The 21,841-nt window shown below is 59.0% G+C and carries 17 protein-coding genes; 2 read left to right on the top strand and 15 right to left on the bottom strand.

Annotated features, from left to right (window positions below; all coding sequences use genetic code 11):
• Positions 1 to 57: 57 nt before the first annotated feature.
• Genes murG through mraZ form a run of 10 tightly spaced genes read right to left on the bottom strand, consistent with a single transcriptional unit; the run spans position 58 to position 11,080 of the window.
• On the bottom strand, positions 58 to 1,122 hold the full coding sequence (murG, locus tag JL05_RS04510) for an undecaprenyldiphospho-muramoylpentapeptide beta-N-acetylglucosaminyltransferase (protein ID WP_004932773.1): 1,065 nt from the start codon (positions 1,120 to 1,122) through the stop codon (positions 58 to 60).
• Positions 1,123 to 1,125: 3 nt separating this feature from the next.
• A complete protein-coding gene (gene ftsW, locus JL05_RS04505; protein ID WP_004932776.1) occupies positions 1,126 to 2,328 on the bottom strand; it encodes a cell division protein FtsW in 1,203 nt (400 codons plus the stop codon).
• Positions 2,325 to 3,644: a UDP-N-acetylmuramoyl-L-alanine--D-glutamate ligase gene (murD, locus tag JL05_RS04500; protein ID WP_033631786.1), complete on the bottom strand. Its 1,320-nt coding sequence runs from the start codon at positions 3,642 to 3,644 to the stop codon at positions 2,325 to 2,327. The genes ftsW and murD overlap by 4 nt, the downstream gene beginning before the upstream one ends.
• 2 nt (positions 3,645 to 3,646) lie before the next feature.
• Positions 3,647 to 4,729 (bottom strand): phospho-N-acetylmuramoyl-pentapeptide-transferase, encoded by a 1,083-nt coding sequence (mraY, locus tag JL05_RS04495; RefSeq protein WP_004932782.1) that lies wholly within the window; start codon positions 4,727 to 4,729, stop codon positions 3,647 to 3,649.
• Positions 4,723 to 6,084 carry a UDP-N-acetylmuramoyl-tripeptide--D-alanyl-D-alanine ligase gene (gene murF, locus JL05_RS04490; protein WP_033631785.1) on the bottom strand — a complete coding sequence of 454 codons (1,362 nt, stop codon included), beginning with the start codon at positions 6,082 to 6,084 and terminating at the stop codon, positions 4,723 to 4,725. The genes mraY and murF overlap by 7 nt, the downstream gene beginning before the upstream one ends.
• The gene (gene murE / locus JL05_RS04485; protein ID WP_033631784.1) at positions 6,081 to 7,568 is read right to left on the bottom strand and encodes a UDP-N-acetylmuramoyl-L-alanyl-D-glutamate--2,6-diaminopimelate ligase; all 1,488 of its coding nucleotides are present in this window, start codon (positions 7,566 to 7,568) and stop codon (positions 6,081 to 6,083) included. The genes murF and murE overlap by 4 nt, the downstream gene beginning before the upstream one ends.
• Positions 7,555 to 9,318, bottom strand: a complete 1,764-nt coding sequence (locus JL05_RS04480; RefSeq protein ID WP_004932790.1) for a peptidoglycan glycosyltransferase FtsI — start codon at positions 9,316 to 9,318, stop codon at positions 7,555 to 7,557. The genes murE and JL05_RS04480 overlap by 14 nt, the downstream gene beginning before the upstream one ends.
• Before the next feature lie 42 nt (positions 9,319 to 9,360).
• A complete protein-coding gene (gene ftsL / locus JL05_RS04475; RefSeq protein WP_015376645.1) occupies positions 9,361 to 9,681 on the bottom strand; it encodes a cell division protein FtsL in 321 nt (106 codons plus the stop codon).
• Positions 9,678 to 10,619 carry a 16S rRNA (cytosine(1402)-N(4))-methyltransferase RsmH gene (gene rsmH, locus JL05_RS04470; protein WP_033631783.1) on the bottom strand — a complete coding sequence of 314 codons (942 nt, stop codon included), beginning with the start codon at positions 10,617 to 10,619 and terminating at the stop codon, positions 9,678 to 9,680. Before rsmH ends, ftsL begins: the two co-directional genes overlap by 4 nt.
• A 2-nt stretch (positions 10,620 to 10,621) precedes the next feature.
• A complete protein-coding gene (mraZ, locus tag JL05_RS04465) occupies positions 10,622 to 11,080 on the bottom strand; it encodes a division/cell wall cluster transcriptional repressor MraZ (protein ID WP_031300396.1) in 459 nt (152 codons plus the stop codon).
• A gap of 862 nt (positions 11,081 to 11,942) precedes the next feature.
• Here mraZ and JL05_RS04460 point away from each other — a divergent pair.
• Positions 11,943 to 12,383 carry an L-alanine exporter AlaE gene (locus JL05_RS04460; RefSeq protein ID WP_004932798.1) on the top strand — a complete coding sequence of 147 codons (441 nt, stop codon included), beginning with the start codon at positions 11,943 to 11,945 and terminating at the stop codon, positions 12,381 to 12,383.
• Positions 12,384 to 12,420: 37 nt separating this feature from the next.
• On the opposite strand, the gene cra is transcribed toward JL05_RS04460, so the two are convergent.
• The 5 genes from cra to leuO all read right to left on the bottom strand — a co-directional run bounded on the left by cra (position 12,421) and on the right by leuO (position 19,393).
• A complete protein-coding gene (cra, locus tag JL05_RS04455; protein ID WP_004932801.1) occupies positions 12,421 to 13,425 on the bottom strand; it encodes a catabolite repressor/activator in 1,005 nt (334 codons plus the stop codon).
• Positions 13,426 to 13,642: 217 nt separating this feature from the next.
• Positions 13,643 to 14,134 (bottom strand): acetolactate synthase small subunit, encoded by a 492-nt coding sequence (gene ilvN, locus JL05_RS04450; protein WP_004932806.1) that lies wholly within the window; start codon positions 14,132 to 14,134, stop codon positions 13,643 to 13,645.
• Positions 14,135 to 14,136: 2 nt separating this feature from the next.
• Positions 14,137 to 15,855: an acetolactate synthase 3 large subunit gene (gene ilvI / locus JL05_RS04445; protein WP_033631782.1), complete on the bottom strand. Its 1,719-nt coding sequence runs from the start codon at positions 15,853 to 15,855 to the stop codon at positions 14,137 to 14,139.
• A gap of 316 nt (positions 15,856 to 16,171) precedes the next feature.
• Positions 16,172 to 17,980 carry an AMP-dependent synthetase/ligase gene (locus tag JL05_RS04440; RefSeq protein ID WP_033631781.1) on the bottom strand — a complete coding sequence of 603 codons (1,809 nt, stop codon included), beginning with the start codon at positions 17,978 to 17,980 and terminating at the stop codon, positions 16,172 to 16,174.
• A gap of 465 nt (positions 17,981 to 18,445) precedes the next feature.
• A complete protein-coding gene (gene leuO / locus JL05_RS04435) occupies positions 18,446 to 19,393 on the bottom strand; it encodes a transcriptional regulator LeuO (protein WP_004932811.1) in 948 nt (315 codons plus the stop codon).
• A gap of 873 nt (positions 19,394 to 20,266) precedes the next feature.
• Between leuO and leuA the strand changes: the two genes are divergently transcribed.
• Positions 20,267 to 21,841, top strand: a complete 1,575-nt coding sequence (gene leuA / locus JL05_RS04430) for a 2-isopropylmalate synthase (protein ID WP_004932820.1) — start codon at positions 20,267 to 20,269, stop codon at positions 21,839 to 21,841.

Genomic DNA, 21,841 nt, shown 5'->3' with positions numbered 1-21,841 from the left:
CCGGCCCTACATCACATTGCTTTTATTCAGGTTCGGCGCACCGAACCCCTGCACTCGTTACTTGGCGAGCCGCACCAGCTCCGCCGCCACGCGCTCGGTGGCGTCCGGAATGGCGACCGCGCGCGCTTTCTCGGCCATGGCCAGCAGCGTCTTGCGATCCCAGCTCGCCAGCAGTTCGGCCACCACATCGGCGTTAAACTGCGGCTGTTCGATAATTTTCGCCGCGCCGGCTTCTTCCAGCGGACGCGCATTCCAGTACTGCTGACGATCCTTATGCATGAACGGCACGAAGATCGCCGGCAGCCCCGCCGCCGCGATTTCGCTGACGGTCAACGCGCCGGAGCGGCAGACCACCACGTCTGCCCAGGCATAGGCGGCGGCCATGTCATCGATGAACTCGGTCACCTTGTGCTGCGTCTGCCCTACCCTTTCGTAGTCGCGCAGCACCGTTTCCAGCGCGCCCTTGCCAACCTGATGCCAGAGCGTAATTCTATCGCCCAAACGCGCCGCGACTTCAGGAACTGTCTGATTCAGCACGCGCGCGCCCTGACTTCCGCCAATCACCAACACACGGATCGGGCCTTCGCGCCCTTGCAACCGCTCCGCCGGCAGTGGCAGCGCCAACACGTCGGTGCGCACCGGGTTGCCCACCACCTCGGCGTTCGGGAACGCGCCGGGGAAGGCCTGCATCACTTTGGCGGCGATGCGCGCCAGCCAGCGGTTGGTCAAACCGGCGATGCCGTTCTGCTCGTGCAGCACCACCGGGATGCCGCACTGCCAGGCCGCCAGGCCGCCGGGGCCGGAAACGTAACCGCCCATCCCCAGCACCACATCCGGCTGATAACTGCGCATAATGGCTTTCGCCTGACGCACCGCCTGCCAGATCCGCAGCGGCGCCGTCAACTGGGCCTTCAGGCCCTTGCCGCGCAGGCCGGAGATGCGGATAAAATCAATCTCGATCCCGTGCTTCGGCACCAGATCGGCTTCCATTCGGTCTGCGGTTCCGAGCCAGCGCACCTGCCAGCCCTGCGCCATCAGATGATGCGCGACCGCCAGCCCCGGGAACACATGCCCGCCGGTACCGCCTGCCATCACCATTAAACGCTTAGGTTTCCCGCTCATCCCTTACCTCTTCACAAACGCCTGAGCCTTGGTCAGGCGCGTTTCATAATCAATTCGCAGCAACAGCACGATCGCCGTCGACATAATCAGCAGGCTCGAGCCGCCGTAACTGATCAGCGGCAGCGTCAGACCTTTGGTCGGCAGCATGCCTGCGGCGGCGCCGACGTTAACCAGCGCCTGGAAGCTGAACCACACGCCGATCGCGCAGGCCAGGAAGCCGGAAAAGCGTTGGTCGATCTCCAGCGCGCGGCGCCCGATGGACATCGCGCGAAAAGCGACGAAGAATACCATTAACAGGGCTAAAACCACACCGATATAGCCCAGTTCTTCACCCAAAATGGAGAAGATGAAGTCGGTGTGCGCTTCCGGCAAATACTCCAGTTTCTGCACCGAGTTGCCGAGCCCCTGCCCCCAGAACTCACCGCGGCCGAATGCCATCAGCGACTGGGTCAGCTGGTAGCCGCTGCCGAACGGGTCGGCCCACGGGTTCCAGAACGAGGTCACGCGGCGCATACGGTAGGGTTCCGCGATAATCAGCAGCACCACGGCGAACACGCCGGAGCCGATGATCGCCAGGAACTGCCACATTTTCGCGCCGGCCAGGAACAGCATCGCCAGCGTGGTGATGAACAGCACCACCACGGTGCCGAGATCCGGTTGCGCCAGCAGCAGCACCGCCAGCACCACCATGACGCCCATCGGTTTACAGAAGCCCCAGAAGTTGCTGCGCACCTCTTCCACCTTGCGCACCAGATAGCTCGCCAGATAGCAGAACAGCGACAGCTTGGACAGCTCCGCCGGCTGAATACGCAGCGGGCCGAGCGCGATCCAGCGCGAGGCCCCGTTTACCGAGCTCCCCACCACCAGGACGATCAGCAGCATCACGATCGACATCAGCAGCATCACGTTGCTGTAGCGCTGCCAAACTTCCATCGGGATGCGCAGCGTCACCAGCGACAGGCCGAACGCCAGGCCGAGGTACAACGCATCACGCTTGGCGAACAGGAACGGATCGTCCGCCAGGCGTTGGCCGATCGGCATCGACGCCGAAGTCACCATCACGAAGCCGATGATCGCCAACCCGAAGGTCAGCCACAGCAGAGTGCGATCGTACAGCACCATGTTGACCGCGTCGTTATCGCGCGCGCCGGTCACCCAGTCTTTCATCCGTTCTGTCAGCCCGAAGTTCGGCAAGCGTAGTTTCATCCGCCAAGCTCCTGCGCCAGGCGGGCGAACTCATCGCCGCGCACTTCAAAATTACGGAACTGATCGAGACTGGCGCAGGCCGGCGACAACAACACCATATCGCCGGGCTGTACGCGGCCGGCGATGGTGCGCATCGCCTGCTCCATGGTCTCGGTCAGCGTCGCCACTTCCGGCCGCAGCTGCGCCAGCTGGGCGCCGTCGCGGCCAAAGCAATACAGACGCACATTGTCGCCCTGCAGATAGCGCGCCAGCGGCGAGAAATCGGCGGACTTGCCGTCGCCGCCCAGCAGCAGATGCAGCGTGCCGTCCACCTGCAGGCCGTTCAGCGCCGCTTCGGTGCTGCCGACGTTGGTGGCTTTGGAATCGTTGATCCAACGCACGCCGTTGTGCTCCCAGGCCAGCTGGAAACGGTGCGCCAGGCCGGTAAAGGTGGTCAGCGCCTTCAGGCTGGAGGCACGCGGGATATTGACCGCATCCGCCAACGCCAGCGCCGCCAGGGCGTTGGTGTAATTGTGGCGGCCGGTCAGCATCATCTCGCGCGTATTCAGCACCTTCTCACCGCGCACCCGCAGCCAGGTTTCCCCCTGCTGACGGTTCAGGTGATAGTCACCCACGTCCGCCCCGAAGCTGACGCAGCGCTCGTCGGCGCCGCGCACCGGCATGGTCAGCGCATCGTCCGCGTTCACCACGCACACCGCGGCGTTTTCATACACGCGCAGCTTGGCGCCGCGATACTGCTGCAGGCCAAATGGATAACGATCCATATGATCTTCGGTCACGTTCAGGATGGTCGCCGCCGCCGCTCGCAGGCTATACGTCGTTTCCAGCTGGAAGCTGGACAGCTCCAGCACGTACAGCTGACATTCCTGACGCAACAGGCTCAGCGCCGGCAGGCCGATATTGCCGCCCACGCCTACCGCCCAACCGGCGGCTTTCGCCATTTCGCCCACCAGGGTGGTGACGGTGCTTTTGCCGTTGGAGCCGGTGATCGCCACGATCGGCGCCTGCGCCTCGCGGCAGAACAGTTCGACGTCGCCGACGATTTCCACGCCAGCGTCCGCTGCGGCGCTCAATGCCGGGGTCGCCAACGCGACGCCCGGGCTGGCGACGATCAGATCCGCCGCCAGCAGCCAGTCCTGGTTCAGATCGCCCAGATGGCGCTCCACGCTTTCAGGCAGTTTGTCCAACCCTGGCGGCGCGATACGGGTATCCATCACGCGCGGCGTTACGCCGCGCGCCATGAAGAAATCGACACAGGACAGGCCGGTGAGGCCCAACCCGATGATGACGACTTTTCTACCCTGATAGTCTGCCATGATTAACGCACCTTCAGCGTTGCCAGGCCAATCAGCACCAGCATCAGCGAAATGATCCAGAAGCGCACGATCACGCGCGGCTCCGGCCAGCCTTTCAATTCATAGTGGTGGTGAATCGGCGCCATGCGGAAAATGCGTTGTCCGCGCAGCTTGAACGATCCCACCTGCAGGATCACCGACAGCGTCTCTACTACGAACACGCCGCCCATGATCACCAACAAGAACTCCTGGCGCAGCAGCACCGCGATGGTGCCCAGCGCGCCGCCCAGCGCCAGCGAACCGACGTCGCCCATAAACACCTGAGCCGGGTAGGTATTGAACCACAGGAACCCGAGGCCGGCGCCGACGATGGCGGTGCAGACGATCACCAACTCACCGGCATGACGCAGATACGGAATATGCAGGTAGTTGGCGAAGTTCATGTTACCGGTCGCCCAGGCCACCAGCGCGAAACCGGCCGCCACGAATACCGTCGGCATAATCGCCAGGCCGTCCAGGCCGTCGGTCAGATTGACCGCGTTGCTGGTGCCGACGATGACGAAATAGGCCAGCAGGATGTACAGCAAACCCAGCTGCGGCATCACGTCCTTAAAGAACGGCACAACCAGCTCGGTGGCTGGCGTGTCTTTTCCTACGGCGTACATGGCGAATGCGACAATCAGCGCAATCACCGACTGCCAGAAATACTTCCAGCGGGCGATCAGCCCTTTGGTGTCCTTACGCACCACCTTGCGGTAGTCGTCGACGAAACCGACGATGCCGTAACCCACCAGCACGAACAGCACGCACCAGACATACGGGTTGGACGGGTAGGCCCACATCAGCACCGAAATGGTGATGGAGGTCAGGATCATGATGCCGCCCATGGTCGGCGTGCCGCGCTTGCTGAAGTGCGACTCGGGGCCGTCGTTGCGCACCACCTGCCCGAAGGACATTTCTTGCAGACGCTTGATCACCCGCGGGCCCATCCACAGCGACAGGAACAGCGCGGTCAGCAGGCTGACAATGGCTCGGAACGTCAGATAAGAAAAGACGTTGAAGCCTGAGTAATACTTGACCAAATGCTCGGCCAGCCAAACTAACATGGTGCTTTCTCCTGTAACGCGCGTACTACCTGCTCCATTGCGGCACTACGTGAACCTTTGATTAACACGGTGATGACCGCATGTTCCGACAGTAATTCCGCCACGCGCGCGATCACTGCTGTCTTGTCCTGATAATGTTCGCCGTTGCCGGAAGCTTCGCTCAGCACACGGCTCAACCCGCCGACGCTGATGACTTTGTCGACCCCGGCCAGACGGGCGGCTTCACCCACCTGACGGTGGCACTCCTCCGCCTCTGCACCCAGCTCGGCCATATCGCCGACCACCATCACGCGGTAGCCCGGCATCTCCGCCAGCACCTGCGCCGCCGCGGTCATCGACCCGACGTTGGCGTTGTAGCTGTCGTCCAGCAGCAGCTTGCCTTCGGCCAGCGCCACCGGGAACAAACGCCCCGGCACCGCCTGCAATTGTTTCAACCCCTGACGCACCGCTTCGAGGGTGGCGCCCACCGACATCGCCAGCGCCGTGGCCGCCAGCGCGTTGGCCACGTTGTGGCGCCCCGGCAGCGGCAGCGCGATCTCGGCGGTGCCGAACGGGCTGTGCAGCGTAAACTGCGTGCCTGCGCCGTTCACCCGCACGTCGTCCGCGAAGAAGTCCACGCCTTCGGCCGCCTGCGGCGAGAAGCGCCAGACGGTTTTGCCGCCCAGCATGCTCTGCCAGTGCGGCCAGTCGTTGTTATCGGCGTTGATGATCGCCACGCCGTCGGCCGGCAGGCCGGTAAAGATTTCACCTTTCGCCTGGGCGACGCCGGCCAGCGAGCCGAAGCCTTCCAGGTGCGCGGCCGCCAGGTTGTTCACCAAAGCGGTCTGCGGACGCGTCAATGCGGTGGTGTAAGCAATTTCGCCAATGTGGTTAGCGCCCAGCTCTATCACGGCAAAATCATGCTGCGGCTCCAGACGCAACAGCGTCAGCGGCACGCCGATGTCGTTGTTGAAGTTGCCGGCGGTATACAGCACTTCGCCGCATTCGCGCAGAATGGCGGCGGTCATTTCTTTCACCGATGTCTTGCCCGAGGAACCGGTCAGCGCTACCACGCGCGCCGGCACCTGTTGACGCACCCAGGCGCCAAGCTGGCCCAGCGCCAGACGGGTGTCTTGCACCACCAACTGCGGCGCGTCCACTGATAAGCGCTTACTGACCAGCAGCGCCCCGGCGCCTGCGGCTACGGCATCCGCCGCGAAGTCGTGCGCATCGAAACGCTCGCCTTTCAGCGCCACAAACAGGCAACCGGCGGTCACCTTGCGGGTGTCTGTCGTCACCTCGACAATTTGGCAATCGGCGCCCACCAGTTCAGCGCTCAATACCTCAGCCAGTGTCTGAAGAGAGACAGGGATCATGCCAGCACCCCCAGCAGTCGGGCGACCGTCGTGCGGTCGGAGTAATCCAGGCGGCGGTTGCCCACCAGCTGATAATCTTCGTGGCCTTTGCCCGCCACCAGCACCACATCCTGCTCCTGCGCCTGCATGATGGCGCTGGTCACCGCTTCGGCGCGGCCGTGGATCACCAGCGCCTGCCCGGCGTCCAGCAATCCGGTCAGGATGTCGTTGATAATCGCGCGCGGCTCTTCGGTGCGCGGGTTGTCATCGGTGATCACCACGCGATCGGCGAACTGCTCGGCGATGCCGCCCATCAGCGGACGCTTGCCCTTGTCGCGATCGCCGCCGCAGCCGAACACACACCACAGCAGCCCCTGGCAGTGCAGACGCGCGGCTTCCAGCGCTTTCTCCAGCGCATCCGGCGTGTGGGCGTAATCCACCACGACCGTCGGTTTGCCCGGCGCGTTAAACACTTCCATGCGGCCACAGACCGGCTGCAGACGGCTGCCGGTTTCCACCAGCGCCTCCAGCGGGTAGCCCAACGACAGCAGCGTCGCCAATGCCAACAGCAGGTTGCTGACGTTGAACGCGCCCATCAGGCGGCTTTCGATCTCGCCGTCGCCCCAGCTGGAGCTGAAACGAACAGTCGCGCCGTTGTCGTGATAGTCGACCGCCGTGGTTTTCAGCCAGCGGCCGTGACAGCCCGGCTGCAGGTTGTCCTGCATCGTCACCGCTACCGCATCCGGCAATTTGCCGAGCCAGCGCTGACCGACTTCATCGTCGGCGTTGATGATCGCCTGCCCCACGTTGTGGGCGGCGAACAGCGACCATTTGGCCGCTTCGTAATTGGCCATATCACCGTGGTAATCCAGGTGATCGCGGCTCAGGTTGGTGAAGACCGCCGCAGCGAACGGCAGCGCCGCTACCCGGTGTTGCACCAAACCGTGGGAAGAAACTTCCATGGCGGCGAAGGTCGCGCCCTGTTCCGCCAACTCGTTTAATACGTGTTGAACATCCACCGCAGAACCGGTGGTATTCTCGGTCGGACACACCTGGCCCAGCAGGCCGTTGCCGACGGTGCCCATCACCGCGCTGGTTTCGCCCAGCAGTTGGCTCCACTGCGCCAGCAGCTGCGTGGTGGTGGTTTTGCCGTTGGTGCCGGTCACGCCGACCAGGCGCAAGCGCTCGCCCGGCTGATGGTAAAAACGCCCGGCCAGCGCGGAAAGGCGCTGGTTCAGTTGGCTCAGGTAGATCACCGGCACGCCGTGCATCTCAACGATGGCGCCGTCTTCGGCCTGACCGTCAGCCTCGGCGATCACAGCGGCGACGCCCTGCGCGATGGCCTGCGGAATATAGCGGCGCCCATCCGTTTGATGGCCGACCACGGCGACAAACAGATCCCCGGCAGCCGCCACACGGCTGTCTAATGTCATTTCCCGCAGCGCGCGCCCGGGTGCCGTCGGCACCCACGGGGCGAGTAAGTCGCGCAAATTACGATCTGCCACCTGAACCCTCTTTCTTGTTAATCACTAATTCGCTTTTGTCACCGGTGGGCAACGCGTCAGGCTCGACGTTCATGGTGCGCAATACGCCGCCCATGATGGCGCCGAACACCGGCGCGGAGATTGCGCCACCATAGTATTTCCCACCCTGCGGGTCGTTGATGACGACCACCAGGGCAAAACGGGGGTTACTTGCCGGCGCGACGCCGGCGGTATAAGCGATGTATCGGTTGACGTATTTGCCGTCCGGGCCCACTTTTTTCGCGGTACCGGTTTTGATGGCGATACGGTATCCCTTGATGGCGGCTTTTACGCCGCCGCCGCCCGGCAAGGCCACGCTTTCCATCATGTGCACTACGGTGCGCACCAGAGGTTCAGGGAAAACGCGCTCGCCGGCGACCGGAGGGTCAACCTTGGTGATCGACAATGGGCGATACACGCCCAGGCTGCCGATCGTTGCATAGACTCGCGCCAACTGTAACGGAGTTACCATCAGCCCGTAGCCGAAAGAGAAGGTGGCCCTCTCTATGTCAGACCACCGTTGTTTTTTTGGGTATATGCCACTGCTTTCTCCGACCAGCCCCAAATTGGTCGCTTTTCCCAGCCCAAAACGAGAGTAAGTATCTACTAACGCTGAGGACGGCATCGCTAACGCCAGCTTTGAAACACCGACGTTACTCGACTTCTGCAAGATCCCGGTCAATGACAGCTCCGAGTACCGCGCCACGTCTTTGATCTCGTGGCCCTGAATACGATACGGGATGGTGTTCAGCACGCTGTTTTCTCTCACCACGCCGTTTTGCAGCGCGGTCATCACCACCATTGGCTTCACGGTTGAACCGGGTTCAAAAATATCGGTGATGGCGCGGTTACGCATGGTTTCTTTCGGCGTACCGGCCATGTTGTTCGGGTTGTAAGACGGGCTGTTGGCCATCGCCAGCACTTCGCCGGTGTTTACGTCGATCAGCACCGCAGTGCCCGATTCGGCCTTGTTGAACGCCACCGCATTGTTCAGCTCGCGATACACCAGCGCCTGCAGGCGCTCATCGACGCTCAGCACCAGGTTGTGCGCCGCCTGGCTGTCGACGGAGGAGATGTCTTCGATCACCCGGCCGAAACGATCCTTACGCACCGTTCTCTCGCCCGGTTGCCCGGTCAGCCAGCGGTCGAAGCTCTTCTCGACGCCTTCGATGCCTTGCCCGTCGATGTTGGTCACGCCGATGATGTGCGACGTCACCTGCCCTGCCGGATAGTAACGGCGCGACTCCTGCCGCAGGTAGATCCCCGGCAGCTTGAGTTTGTGGATGTAGTCGCCGATCGCCGGGTTAACCTGGCGCGCCAGATAAACGAAGCGCCCTTTCGGGTTGGCGTTGATGCGGTTGGAGAGTTGGTCCAGCGGGATGTTCAGCGCATCGGAAAGCGCTTTCCAACGGCTGTCCAGCGTGATGCCGCCGCGCTCGTTCAGCTCTTTCGGATCGGCCCACACCGCATTCACCGGCACGCTGACCGCCAACGGACGGCCGGCGCGATCGCTGATCATGCCGCGCGCGGTCGGCACTTCCTGCACGCGCAGCGAACGCATGTCGCCTTCTTTCACCAGACGATCGGGGTTGATGACCTGCAGGTACGCGACGCGCAACATCAGACCAACCATCGCCAGCAAAATGCAGCCGCACAGCAACGCAAAACGCCAGCTGACAAAGCTGGCCTGATCTTCCTGGCGTCTCAACTTACCGGGGCGCGCTGCTTTCATGCGTTTCCTTTCTACTCCGTGTCATTATTCCGGTTAAACCATTCATTGTTTAACGATGATATTTTCCTGCGATGGATCAACGTGTTGCATCTGCAGTTTTTCTGTCGCGATACGTTCAACCCGGCTGTGATCGCCGAGGGCGTTCTCTTCTAAAATCAGGTTGCGCCACTCGATATCCAGCGCATCGCGCTCCAGAACCAGCTGTTCACGCTCGGCGGTCAGCAGGCGGGTGCGGTGCGCGGTAGTCACCACGAAAATCGCGGAGACCAGTGACGCAATCAGTAAAATCAGGGGGATCTTGGCGTTGCGCAGCAGATCGCCGCCAATCACCCCGACCAGGCCGTGACGTTCGTTGCCAATCACGCGGGCATCCTCTCAGCAATACGCAGCACCGAGCTGCGCGCACGCGGGTTGTCCGCCACTTCCGCTTCCGGCGGCATCATTTTGCCCAGCGCTTTCAGCGTCCGGCCGCCCATGCCGCGCAGCTGCTCTTCGGTCAACGGAATGCCGGCCGGCACCTGGGCGCCGCGGCTGTGGTGACGCATAAAACGTTTGACGATGCGGTCTTCCAGCGAGTGGAAGCTGATGATTGACAAACGGCCCTGCGGGGCCAGCACTTCCAGCGCGCCGTCGAGCGCACGCTCGATCTCTTCCAGCTCGCTGTTGATATAGATGCGGATCGCCTGGAAGCTGCGCGTCGCCGGGTGCTTGTGCTTTTCCCGGAACGGACTGGCATCGGCGATCAGATCCGCCAGCTCTTTGGTGCGCGTCATCGGCTCCACGCGGTTTCTTTCCACGATGGCGCGCGCGATGCGCTTGGCGAAACGCTCCTCGCCAAAGGTTTTCAGCACCCAGGCGATGTCGTCCGCTTCGGCCTTCATCAGCCATTCCGCGGCGGACAGGCCGGTGGACGGATCCATGCGCATGTCCAGCGGGCCATCGCGCATAAAGGAGAACCCGCGCTCCGCGTCGTCAAGCTGCGGCGAGGAAACGCCCAGATCGAGCAGAACGCCGTCGATCTTGCCCACCAGCTCGCGCTCCCGCACATAGTGCGACAACTCGGAAAATGGGCCGTGTACGATGGTAAAACGAGGATCTTCAATAGATTTGGCGGCTGCAATCGCCTGAGGGTCACGGTCAATCGCCAGCAAACGCCCTTCCGGCCCCAGCTGGGACAGAATCAGACGAGAATGGCCACCGCGACCAAAAGTACCGTCGATATATATGCCGTTACTGCGGATGTTGAGGCCATTGACGGCTTCGTCCAGCAGGACGGTGGTGTGTTTATAGTTTTCCAACATGCTTATAGCGACAAGTCCTGTAGCCGCTCAGACAACGGTTCCTGAGCCGACTGTTCAGCGTCAATATCATCCTTGACTTGTTGATACCAGGTCTGTTCATCCCACAGTTCAAACTTGTTGAACTGACCGACCAGCATCACTTCTTTCGTGAGCCCGGCGTGTTGCCGCAGCGTACTGGCTAACAGCAAACGACCGGCACTATCCATCTGACACTCACTGGCATGCCCCAACAGCAGGCGCTGAACGCGGCGCTCGGCGGGATTCATGCTCGACAGACGTGATAATTTTTGTTCAATAATTTCCCATTCGGGCAAAGGATAAAGCAGCAGACAGGGCTGATGGAGGTCAATGGTACAGACCATTTGGCCTTGCGATTCCTCGTTGAGCAATTCCCGATATCGGGTAGGTACGGCGAGCCGCCCTTTGCTGTCGAGGTTGACCATCGTCGCTCCACGGAACATTCCTGAGCTACCCCTTAGTGACCGTTTTCACCACTTTACCCCACAAATTCCCACACAATGGAGTTTACGGAGGGTATGAAAACCTTGTCAAGCCAGAGCGCCAGCGCTTTGGCAATATTTCTCTGGTCATTTTGGGAGCTGACTCGCGAAAGAAACTCTGATTATTCGACGATTAAAAATTAACACCATGATAAACGGAGAGAATTTTCTAAGCGGAAAGAATCTGATTAAAAACCTGACGAACTGGCGATTAATTAACTCATTACTTCCTTCTGCAAGCCATGTCTCATTTTTCAGCTCGGCAATCTCAGGGCTGTAACCGCTGCCGCCCCGCGCGCGCCAAGGCTCGGCGCCTGACGAGTCGACCGCAGAATAAGGCCATAACTCCTTGAGTTAATAACGCTCAATCGTTATTCACCGTGAAACTGTGCGCTATTTTACTTCAATTTGCTCCGCCGTGATGAGAGCACGGCGAAAATAAATGGCTCGGATATTACGAGCAGAAGTAATTTCGATTTAAATCAATTTGGTAAGATTATTCCCAAAACACCTGTTTACAATTATGGTTTCATTTTCTTACACCTTTATTTCCACAATTTTTGCCGGAAAAATCCCCCTGCGAACACAAAAAATCGCAACAGCATGTTTTTAATAGGTTTATTTAAAAACACCGATTTTAATCTCTCCGCCCCATCCTACGCCCCTGTTCTGCGGGACAAAAAGCGAACAAATGTTAAAAATAAAAATATAAACCTAGTTAAAAAACACAATCCAGATTAGTACACTATAAAAAAGGCAAAAAACCAGCCTTAACATCCAACAATAAATGATTTAACAGAATTTTAACTATAAGGGGTGACACATGCTTTCGCCCGCGACTCACTGGCGTAGCGCCGCTGCCGATACGTTCGCACTGGTGGTGTATTGCTTTATCGCCGGCATGGCGATAGAAGTGTTGATCTCAGGCATGAGCTTCCAGCAATCCCTCTCTTCACGCCTGTTGTCGATCCCGGTCAACATCCTGATCGCCTGGCCTTACGGCCGCTATCGCGATCTGTTTATCCGCACGGCGCGCCGCTGCCCGCGCGGCCAGTTCCTGCTGCGCAACCTCGCCGATCTGCTGGCCTACGTCAGCTTCCAGTCGCCGGTTTATGCCGCCATTCTATGGAGCGTAGGCGCCGACGGCCAACAAATGCTGGCGGCGGTAACCAGCAATGCGCTGGTCTCCATGGCGATGGGCGTGGTGTATGGCTATTTCCTGGAATACTGCCGGCGGCTGTTCCGGGTGGCGGACTACGTCTAAACCAGGAGCCCGCCAACGCGGGCCCCTGTCAGGCAAACTACTTGCGGCTCAGGCTGCCGCGGCGGAACAGATTGCGGCGAATGCGCGTCAGCCCCGGCTTGGGTTTACGCGGTTCGTCCAGGCTGGCCAGCACCAGCTCCAGCACGCGCTCGGCCACGTCGCGATGGCGCTGCGCTACCGCCAATACCGGGCACTCCAGGAAATCCAACAGTTCATGATCGCCGAAGGTGGCAATCGCCAGATCGGTCGGCAAGCGGCCGCGTTGCTTCAGCGTCACGTCCATCACGCCCTGCAATAAAGAGAACGACGTGGTAAACAGCGCCTGCGGCATCGGGTGCGTTTTCAGCCATTCGGCAAACAACGCGCCGGCGGCTTCGCGTTCATAGCTGTTGGCGTACAGGTAATCGACGTGGCGGGGATCCTCTTGCCAGGCCTGACGGAAGCCCTGCTCACGCAGGAAGCTCACCGAAAGCTCCGGCAAGGCGCCCAGATACAGCACCGATTCAGCCGGGAAGGTGCGCAGCTCCTGCGCCAACGCAAAGGCATCTTCCTGATCGGCGCCCACAACGCTGATGAAATGCTCGCGATCCAGCGCGCGGTCCAGCGCGATGATCGGCAGCGGATCGTTGGCCCAGCGTTGATAGAAAGGATGTTCCGGCGGCAAGGCGGTGGAGACGATAATGGCATCCACCTGGCGCTGCAGCAGGTGCTCAATGCAGCGCATTTCGTTGTCCGGCTGATCTTCGGAACAGGCGATCAGCAATTGATAACCCCGCTGGCGCGCCTGGCGCTCCAGGTAGTTGGCGATGCGGGTATAGCTGGTATTTTCCAGATCCGGGATCACCAGGCCGATAGAACGGGTGCGCCCAGCGCGCAGCCCCGCCGCGACGGCATTCGGGTGATAGTTATGCTCCCTGACCACGGCCATCACTTTCTCGACGGTTTTATCGCTGACACGATACTGCTTCGCCTTGCCGTTGATGACATAACTGGCCGTCGTGCGCGAAACGCCCGCGAGACGCGCGATTTCATCCAGTTTCACATTAACCCCTTAATGACGCTGAAAATAGAAGTGAAGGCTGTGCTCGGATTAACCATGGCATCCCGTACGGTTATTCAATCCAGCCTCTGCGATCTAACAGCAGAAAACACTACCTAGCAACCGCTTTTGCCGAAAGGTGCCAGCAATCGGGCAAAAAATACCGAAAAACAAAGGGCGCAGCCACGCCGCGCCCCGATTATTCGCCGCCAAACCGCGCTCAGCGCATGATTTTGTCGCCGCGCGACACGCCGACCACGCCGGAACGCGCCACTTCCACGATCTCCGCCACTTCACGCACCGCGCTCAGGAAGGCGTCGAGCTTGTCGCTGGTGCCGGCCAGCTGCACCGTATACAGCGTCGCCGTCACATCGACGATCTGGCCGCGGAAAATGTCGGCGCAGCGCTTCACCTCTTCACGGCCGTAGCCGCTGGCCTGCAGCTTCACCAGCATGATCTCGCGCTCGACGTGGGCGCCCTGCACCAGTTCGCTGACGCGCAGCACGTCCACCAGCTTGTGCAACTGCTTCTCAATCTGCTCCAGCACTTTCTCATCGCCGACGGTCTGGATAGTCATGCGCGACAGCGTCGGATCGTCGGTCGGCGCCACCGTCAGGCTCTCGATGTTGTAACCGCGCTGGGAGAACAGCCCCACCACGCGCGACAGGGCGCCGGATTCGTTTTCCAGCAAGACAGATAAAATACGGCGCATGATCAGGTCCTCTCCGTTTTGCTAAGCCACATTTCGTCCATGCTTCCGCCGCGGATCTGCATCGGGTAGACATGTTCGGTTTCATCGACGGTCACATCGACGAACACCAGCCGCTCTTTTTCCGCCAGCGCCTGCGCCAGCTTGCTTTCCAGCTCATCCGGCGTGCGGATGGCGATGCCGACATGGCCGTAAGCCTCGGCCAGCTTGACGAAGTCCGGCAGCGAATCCATGTAAGACTGCGAATGACGGCCGGAATAAATCATGTCCTGCCACTGCTTGACCATGCCCAGATAGCGGTTGTTGAGGTTCACCACCACCACCGGCAGGTTATATTGCAGCGCGGTGGACAGCTCCTGAATATTCATCTGAATGCTGCCGTCGCCGGTCACGCACACCACGGTTTCCTCCGGCAGCGCCAGCTTGACGCCCAATGCCGCCGGCAGGCCGAAGCCCATGGTACCGAGGCCGCCGGAGTTGATCCAACGGCGCGGTTTGTCGAACGGATAATAGAGCGCGGCGAACATTTGGTGCTGGCCGACGTCCGAGGTCACATAGGCGTCGCCTTTGGTCAGGCGATGCAGAGTTTCGATCACCGCCTGCGGCTTGATGGTGCCGCTGTTTTCGTCGTAGCCCAGGCAGTCGCGGGCGCGCCACTGCTCGATAGACTGCCACCAATCGCGCAGCGCATCGTGATCCTGCGCTTTGTCGTCCTGCGCCAGCAGCTCCAGCATCTGCACCAGCACCTGCCTGGCATCGCCGACGATCGGGATATCGGCGTCCACCGTTTTGGAGATCGAGGTCGGATCGATATCGATGTGCAGCACGGTGGCATCCGGACAGTATTTGGCCAGATTGTTGGTCGTACGATCGTCGAAACGCACGCCGACGGCGAAGATCACGTCGGCATGGTGCATGGTTTTATTGGCTTCATAGGTGCCGTGCATGCCGAGCATGCCAACGCTCTGGCGATGAGTGCCGGGGAAGGCCCCCAACCCCATCAGGCTGCTGGTCACCGGCAGGTTCAACTGCTCCGCCAACGCCAACAGTTCGGCTTCGCAACCGGCGTTGATCGCGCCGCCGCCGACGTACATCACCGGCTTTTTGGCCGCCAGAATGGTTTGCAGCGCGCGTTTGATTTGCCCGCGGTGGCCCTGCACCGTCGGGTTGTAAGAACGCATGCTCACGTCCTGCGGATAGGCATAAGGCATCCGCACCGCCGGGCCGACGATGTCTTTCGGCAGATCGATCACCACCGGGCCGGGGCGGCCGCTGGAAGCCAGGTAAAAGGCCTTCTTCAACACCGCCGGGATGTCTTCGGTACGTTTCACCAGGAAGCTGTGTTTCACCACCGGCCGAGAAATCCCCACCATATCGCACTCCTGGAAGGCGTCGTAGCCGATCAGCGAGCTGGGCACCTGCCCCGACAGCACTACCATCGGGATCGAGTCCATATAAGCGGTAGCGATACCGGTAATGGCGTTAGTGGCGCCGGGGCCGGAGGTCACCAGCACCACGCCCACTTCGCCGGTGGCGCGCGCGTAGCCGTCGGCCATGTGCACCGCCCCTTGCTCGTGGCGCACCAGAATATGATCGATCCCTCCGACCGTATGCAGGGCGTCGTAGATATCGAGCACCGCCCCGCCGGGGTAGCCGAATACATGTTTAACGCCCTGATCGATCAACGATCGGACGACCATCTCGGCTCCTGACAACATCTCCATGGGTTTGCCTCCAGGCTTGCTTATTCTTCTCTGGCGCCGGAACGTGGCGCCTGCTGCGGGGCAATGCCCCAAAGTTTTTATGGGTTGTCGCTATCGAATTAACATAACGTCAGAATTTGGGGCAGGCAAACGGCAAAATGGCTTAACGGTGGCGGGGTTATTGCCAAGCGGCTGGAGATCGCAGCTTTATAAAAACAATGCGCTAGCCTCAGGGTTGTCGGGCTAGGCATTGTTTCGAACAGGAGGGAAATTACAGAACTAAATCAGGTGATGGATATGCCGCTTTTTTCGCCGGGCACATGGCCCGGCGGCGGCGTCAGGCCTGTTCCTGGTACATTGAGTCGATTTCGCGCTGATAGCGCTGCAGGATCACTTTGCGGCGCAGCTTCAGCGTGGGCGTCAGCTCCCCCAACTCCATGGAAAAAGCCGCCGGCAGCAGCGTGAACTTCTTCACCTGCTCGAAACGCGCCAGCTCCTTTTGCATCTCGCGCAGACGCTTTTCGAACATCGCGAGGATCTCACCGTTGCGCAGCAGCTCCAGGCGATCCTGGTATTTCAGGTTGACTGACTTCGCGTACTCTTCCAGCGACTCAAAGCACGGCACGATCAGCGCGGAAACGAACTTGCGCGCATCGGCGATGATTGCCACCTGCTCGATAAAGCGGTCCTGCGCCAGCGTGCCTTCCAGCATCTGCGGCGCTATGTATTTGCCGCCGGAGGTTTTCATCAAATCTTTCAGGCGCTCGGTGATGAACAGATTGCCCTCTTCATCGATCGCCCCGGCGTCGCCGGTTTTCAGCCAGCCATCGGCGGTAAAGGTCGCGGCGGTTTCCAACGGTTTGTTGAAATAGCCGCGCATCACGATCGGCCCGCGCACCTGAATTTCATTTTCTTCACCGATGCGCACCTCGACCTCCGGCAGCGGTTTACCGATAGAGCCGAAGCGGAAATGCCCCTCTTCCCAGCAGGACACGGTCGCACAGGTTTCGGTCATGCCGTAGCCGTACTTGATGTTGACGCCCATCGCCTGGAAAAACAGGATCACATTGTCATCCAGCTTGGCACCCGCTGCCGGCAAGAAACGCACCCGGCCACCGAGAATGCCGCGCAGCTTGCTCAATACCAGCTTGTCGGCCCAGCGGTGAGAGAGTTCGAACAGTTTGCCCAACGGTTTGCCGGCCCGCTCTTGCAGGAACTTGCGCTCCCCGCAGACGATCGCCCAGTGGAACAGCGCACGGCGCAACCAAGGGGCACGCGCCACTTTTTCATGCACCGCGCTGAAAATCTTCTCGTAGAAACGCGGTACCGCGCACATTAACGTCGGCCGCACCTGCCCCATCGCTTCCCGTACCCAGTCGGTGTTCGGCAGGAAAACATTCTGCGCGCCGGAATGCATGACAAAGAAGCTCCAGGCACGCTCGAACACGTGCGACAGCGGCAGGAAACTGAGCGACACATCCTCTTCGCCGACCGTCAGTCTCTCATCATGCAGGTAGAGCTGCGCCGCCAGGTTGCGGTAGTCCAGCATTACCCCTTTCGGTTCGCCGGTGGTGCCCGAGGTATAGATCAGGGTAAAGAGATCCTGCAGGTCGCACTCTTCAATGCGCTGCCGACGTTGAGCGACAAAAGCCGCCGGATCGGCAGCGCGCTCGAAGGCGCCCAGGTGTTGTGCGATCTCGCAGCCGCGCAGATCGGTGCCCTCGTCGAACACGATGATATGACTCAGCTGTGGGCAGACGCCACGCAGTGCGATGGCGGCATCCAGCTGCGCCTGCTCGCCGACGAACAGGATGCGAATGTCAGCGTCGTTGATGACGAAGGCCGCCTGCGCCGGCGTATTGGTGGAATAGAGCGGTACGCTGACGCCACGCAGGTGCAGGATCGCGAGATCGGTCAACGACCAGGCCATCGTGTTATTGGCGAAGATACCAATACGTTCTTGCACTTCGGCGCCCAGCGCCAGCAGCCCGGCGGCAATGCGATCAATGCGGGCAGCCGCCGCTCCCCAGGTCAGTTGAAACTCGCCGTTGGGCGACCATTGGCGAAATGCTGTGCGATCGGCTCGGTGGGTGATTTGATGCTGTATACGATGGATCAAATGGTATTGCAGCAGATTAGTGATCATAGTGCTCTAAGCCTGAAATGAATCATACAGTTAAGCCTGAACGATGCCTTGCGGCCCTCATCTCAGCTTACACGTGTTTACTTTTTTCCGCGCAGTCTACCTACTCTCAGGCAGGGGGAAAAGCAATTTCAGCGTAGAAGTGTGAGCCAAAACTCAGGCCGGCTTTCGCGCTTTCATGGGTTGGACAAAACGGGAAGGAAAAGGTTTGATGGCGGCCATAAAACGCGGCCCGTTCGGGCCGCCACATCGAGTTAGTTTAAAATTCCAGCTGGAAAGTAAAAATCAGAATATTAATTTATATTAATTGTTTTCGCTAAATGAACAAATTTATCCTGAGAATAAGTTATTCTATCGCCGCAAAACCAAGAAACATCTTAATAAAAACACAGATAGTTCTTAGTTTTTATCATGAGAAAAAAACGCTCAGTTGAATATTATCTTTATATAGTTCCCATTTTTATCGCTTTACTTTGGGTTACCCGCCTCAATCAGGACAGATTTCATCCACTGGTGGCCTTTATCCCGCTCTGAGGATTCATGCCAGGAGAGGTAGCAGGTGGCTTTATTATCGTTGCCACATAAAGGAACCGCCTTTATTTTCAACGCCTCCGTCTGCTGTCGCACCAACCAGGCGGGCGCAATCGCTACCATTTCCGTTTGCGACACCATATTCAACACGCTGTAAAGATCCGTGCACTGCTGCGTCACGGCGCGCAGCATCGGCTCGTCTAAATAAAAAGGTTTACTGAACGATCCAAAGCTTTCCAGGGAAACCGCAGCATGCTGCTCGGCCAGCATATGCTCCGGCGTCACCTCCTCGCCTATTCTCGGGTGCGCCTGCGCAACCGCCAGCACTAATTCGTCGTCGAACATCGCCAGGCTGCGAAACTCCGCCGACTCGAAACGGCTGTAGCCGATGACAAACTCCACGTCCTGATAACGCAATTGACGTTCAATATTATTGTTAATGTATGACTTTATTTGCAGGTTAAGCTGCGGCGCTATCTGTTTGACGTGATTGATTATCCCGGCGCCCAGACGCAAATCGAGCGGGCTGCACAGCGACAGGGAGAACGCTCGCGTGCTGGTCAGCGGCTCAAACTCAGATCCCGGCAACTCATTCTGCACCAGCTGCAGCGCTTGCCGCACCGGCCCGAACAACTGCCTGGCCCGCATGGTGGGCTGGATCCCGCGGCCGCAGCGCACGAACAGTTCGTCGTTGAACATCACCTTCAGGCGCGCTACCGCGTTGCTCACCGCCGGCTGCGACATCCCTAACGAATTAGCGGCTCGCGTAATATTTTGCATTTGCATCACGGCGTCAAACACCGTCAGTAAATTAAGATCGACGCTGCGCAAATGGATGTCCGCCGGTTCTTTGACCATGGCGATTTCTGAATCATATTCAGCCATATTTCACTCCACTAAATCCTGTGTAGATAATCTAATCCTTATGCTCGACAAACAATGAAACGCCGCATTGTCTTATCTTTGCACGACAAATCCTGCCATTACCGTCATCAACCGATAAAAAACCTCGTGTTATCGACACGATATAAGTCGTATATGGAATACATGTCAGCAGCTTTCCCCGTCAGCGAGAAGAATGCCACCTGGGTAGTACTAATAATTAGGTATCAATAATGATTAATACAATTGAACAACGTCGCCGCACTGTATGAGACAAACTATAAAAACACATCATAAGCAATCAAACCATCTAAAAACACCGCTCACTTTGTATAAAAACGCATTATTTTGTTATGTTATGACTAAAACAATCAATTATTCATATGAGTTCAATTTAAACCATTTGCATTGAAAATGTTATTTTATTGCTCCCCGTGATTAATCCCCTTGTTTTTTTCATCACAAATCTTAACGCAACGAAATCCAGAAGCAATTAGCGCAGTATATATTCGATTCGTTTATGCTAAGCAGCACGCAAACTGGCCCCATTTTTTTCTCTAAGGCGTCGTTTTTTTGCCGAATGATCCTCTGTTTAGCTAATGAGCTGATGCATTGTCCCCGCATTCAATCAGGTGTTGACATCGCCAGGCCAATCACGTATCAAATTAGGCAGACACCCAATTTAAGAGAAGCTGAACCCTTATGATCCGTACTCACCGTCTACTAGGCCTACTACTCAACGCATCTTGTTTGCGCGGTATGCCTGTGGACGACGTTCGGAGCTGACTCAGCCGATCACCCATAAGAAACCCGCGCTACTGCGCGGGTTTTTTTTTGCCCGCTTAGCGTGAAATCAACACGATAAGGAATGCACCGATGAGCCAACAAGTCATTATTTTCGATACCACGCTGCGTGATGGCGAGCAGGCGCTGCAGGCCAGCCTGAGCGTAAAAGAGAAGATTCAGATTGCGCTGGCGCTGGAAAGAATGGGCGTTGACGTGATGGAAGTCGGCTTCCCGGTCTCTTCGCCGGGCGACTTCGAGTCGGTGCAAACCATCGCGCGCCAGATCAAGAACAGCCGCGTCTGTGGCCTGGCCCGCTGCGTGGACAAAGACATCGACGTGGCCGCCGAAGCGCTGCGCGTCGCCGAAGCGTTCCGCATCCACGTATTCCTGGCCACCTCAACCCTGCACATCGAATCGAAGCTGAAGCGCTCGTTCGACGAAGTGCTGGAGATGGCGGTACGATCGGTAAAACGCGCCCGCAACTACACCGACGACGTGGAGTTCTCCTGTGAAGACGCCGGCCGCACGCCGATCGACAATCTGTGTCGCGTGGTCGAAGCCGCCATCAACGCCGGCGCTACCACCATCAATATCCCGGACACCGTCGGCTACACCACCCCGAACCAGTTCGGCGGCATCATCACTACCCTGTATGACCGCGTGCCGAACATCGACAAAGCCATCATCTCCGTGCACTGCCACGACGATTTGGGCATGGCGGTCGGCAACTCCATCGCCGCAGTGCAAGCCGGAGCCCGCCAGGTGGAAGGCACCCTGAACGGCATTGGTGAACGCGCCGGCAACTGTTCGCTGGAGGAAGTGATCATGGCGATTAAAGTGCGCCAGGACATCATGAACGTGCACACCAACATCAACCACCAGGAAATCTTCCGCACCAGCCAGATCGTCAGCCAGCTGTGCAACATGCCGATCCCGGCCAACAAGGCGATCGTCGGCTCCAACGCCTTCGCCCACTCCTCTGGCATTCACCAGGACGGCGTGCTGAAGAACCGCGAAAACTACGAAATCATGACCCCGCAGTCGATCGGCCTGAAAGACGTGCAGTTAAACCTGACCTCCCGCTCCGGCCGCGCGGCGGTGAAACACCGCATGGAAGAGATGGGCTACCAGGAGCAGGATTACAACCTGGATACCCTGTACGCCGCCTTCCTGAAGCTGGCCGACAAAAAGGGCCAGGTGTTCGACTACGATCTGGAGGCGCTGGCCTTCATCAACAAACAGCAGGAAGAGCCGGAGCACTTCAGCCTGGGTTACTTCAGCGTGCAATCCGGCAGCAGCATCATGGCCACCGCCTCGGTGAAACTGATCTGCGGCGGCGAAGAGAAAGCCGAAGCCGCCACCGGCAACGGCCCGGTCGATGCGGTTTATCAGGCGATCAATCGCATCACCGACTACCCGATCGAGCTGGTGAAGTACCAATTGACCGCCAAGGGCCATGGCCGCGACGCGCTGGGCCAGGTGGATATCGTGGTCTCTTACAACGGCCGCCGCTTCCATGGCGTGGGTCTGGCGACCGACATCGTCGAATCCTCCGCCAAGGCGATGGTGCACGTGTTGAACAATATTTGGCGCTCACAGCAGGTAGAAAAAGAAAAGCAGCGCCTGCAGCAAAACAAACATCAAAATAATCAGGAAACGGTGTGA

It is taken from the genome of Serratia nematodiphila DZ0503SBS1, from assembly GCF_000738675.1.
In the GTDB taxonomy this organism is placed as follows: Bacteria; Pseudomonadota; Gammaproteobacteria; order Enterobacterales; family Enterobacteriaceae; genus Serratia; species Serratia nematodiphila.
The sequence above is the reverse complement of the archived record's forward strand: the minus strand, read 5'-3'. Positions and strand labels throughout refer to the sequence as shown.

Bases quoted from the DNA above. Each gene is read 5' to 3' on its own strand.
- murG (WP_004932773.1), bottom strand. From the start codon at position 1,122: ATGAGCGGGAAACCTAAGCGTTTAATGGTGATGGCAGGCGGTACCGGC.
- ftsW (WP_004932776.1), bottom strand. From the start codon at position 2,328: ATGAAACTACGCTTGCCGAACTTCGGGCTGACAGAACGGATGAAAGAC.
- murD (WP_033631786.1), bottom strand. From the start codon at position 3,644: ATGGCAGACTATCAGGGTAGAAAAGTCGTCATCATCGGGTTGGGCCTC.
- mraY (WP_004932782.1), bottom strand. From the start codon at position 4,729: ATGTTAGTTTGGCTGGCCGAGCATTTGGTCAAGTATTACTCAGGCTTC.
- murF (WP_033631785.1), bottom strand. From the start codon at position 6,084: ATGATCCCTGTCTCTCTTCAGACACTGGCTGAGGTATTGAGCGCTGAA.
- JL05_RS04480 (WP_004932790.1), bottom strand. From the start codon at position 9,318: ATGAAAGCAGCGCGCCCCGGTAAGTTGAGACGCCAGGAAGATCAGGCC.
- rsmH (WP_033631783.1), bottom strand. From the start codon at position 10,619: ATGTTGGAAAACTATAAACACACCACCGTCCTGCTGGACGAAGCCGTC.
- mraZ (WP_031300396.1), bottom strand. From the start codon at position 11,080: ATGTTCCGTGGAGCGACGATGGTCAACCTCGACAGCAAAGGGCGGCTC.
- JL05_RS04460 (WP_004932798.1), top strand. From the start codon at position 11,943: ATGCTTTCGCCCGCGACTCACTGGCGTAGCGCCGCTGCCGATACGTTC.
- ilvN (WP_004932806.1), bottom strand. From the start codon at position 14,134: ATGCGCCGTATTTTATCTGTCTTGCTGGAAAACGAATCCGGCGCCCTG.
- ilvI (WP_033631782.1), bottom strand. From the start codon at position 15,855: ATGGAGATGTTGTCAGGAGCCGAGATGGTCGTCCGATCGTTGATCGAT.
- JL05_RS04440 (WP_033631781.1), bottom strand. From the start codon at position 17,980: ATGATCACTAATCTGCTGCAATACCATTTGATCCATCGTATACAGCAT.
- leuO (WP_004932811.1), bottom strand. From the start codon at position 19,393: ATGGCTGAATATGATTCAGAAATCGCCATGGTCAAAGAACCGGCGGAC.
- leuA (WP_004932820.1), top strand. From the start codon at position 20,267: ATGAGCCAACAAGTCATTATTTTCGATACCACGCTGCGTGATGGCGAG.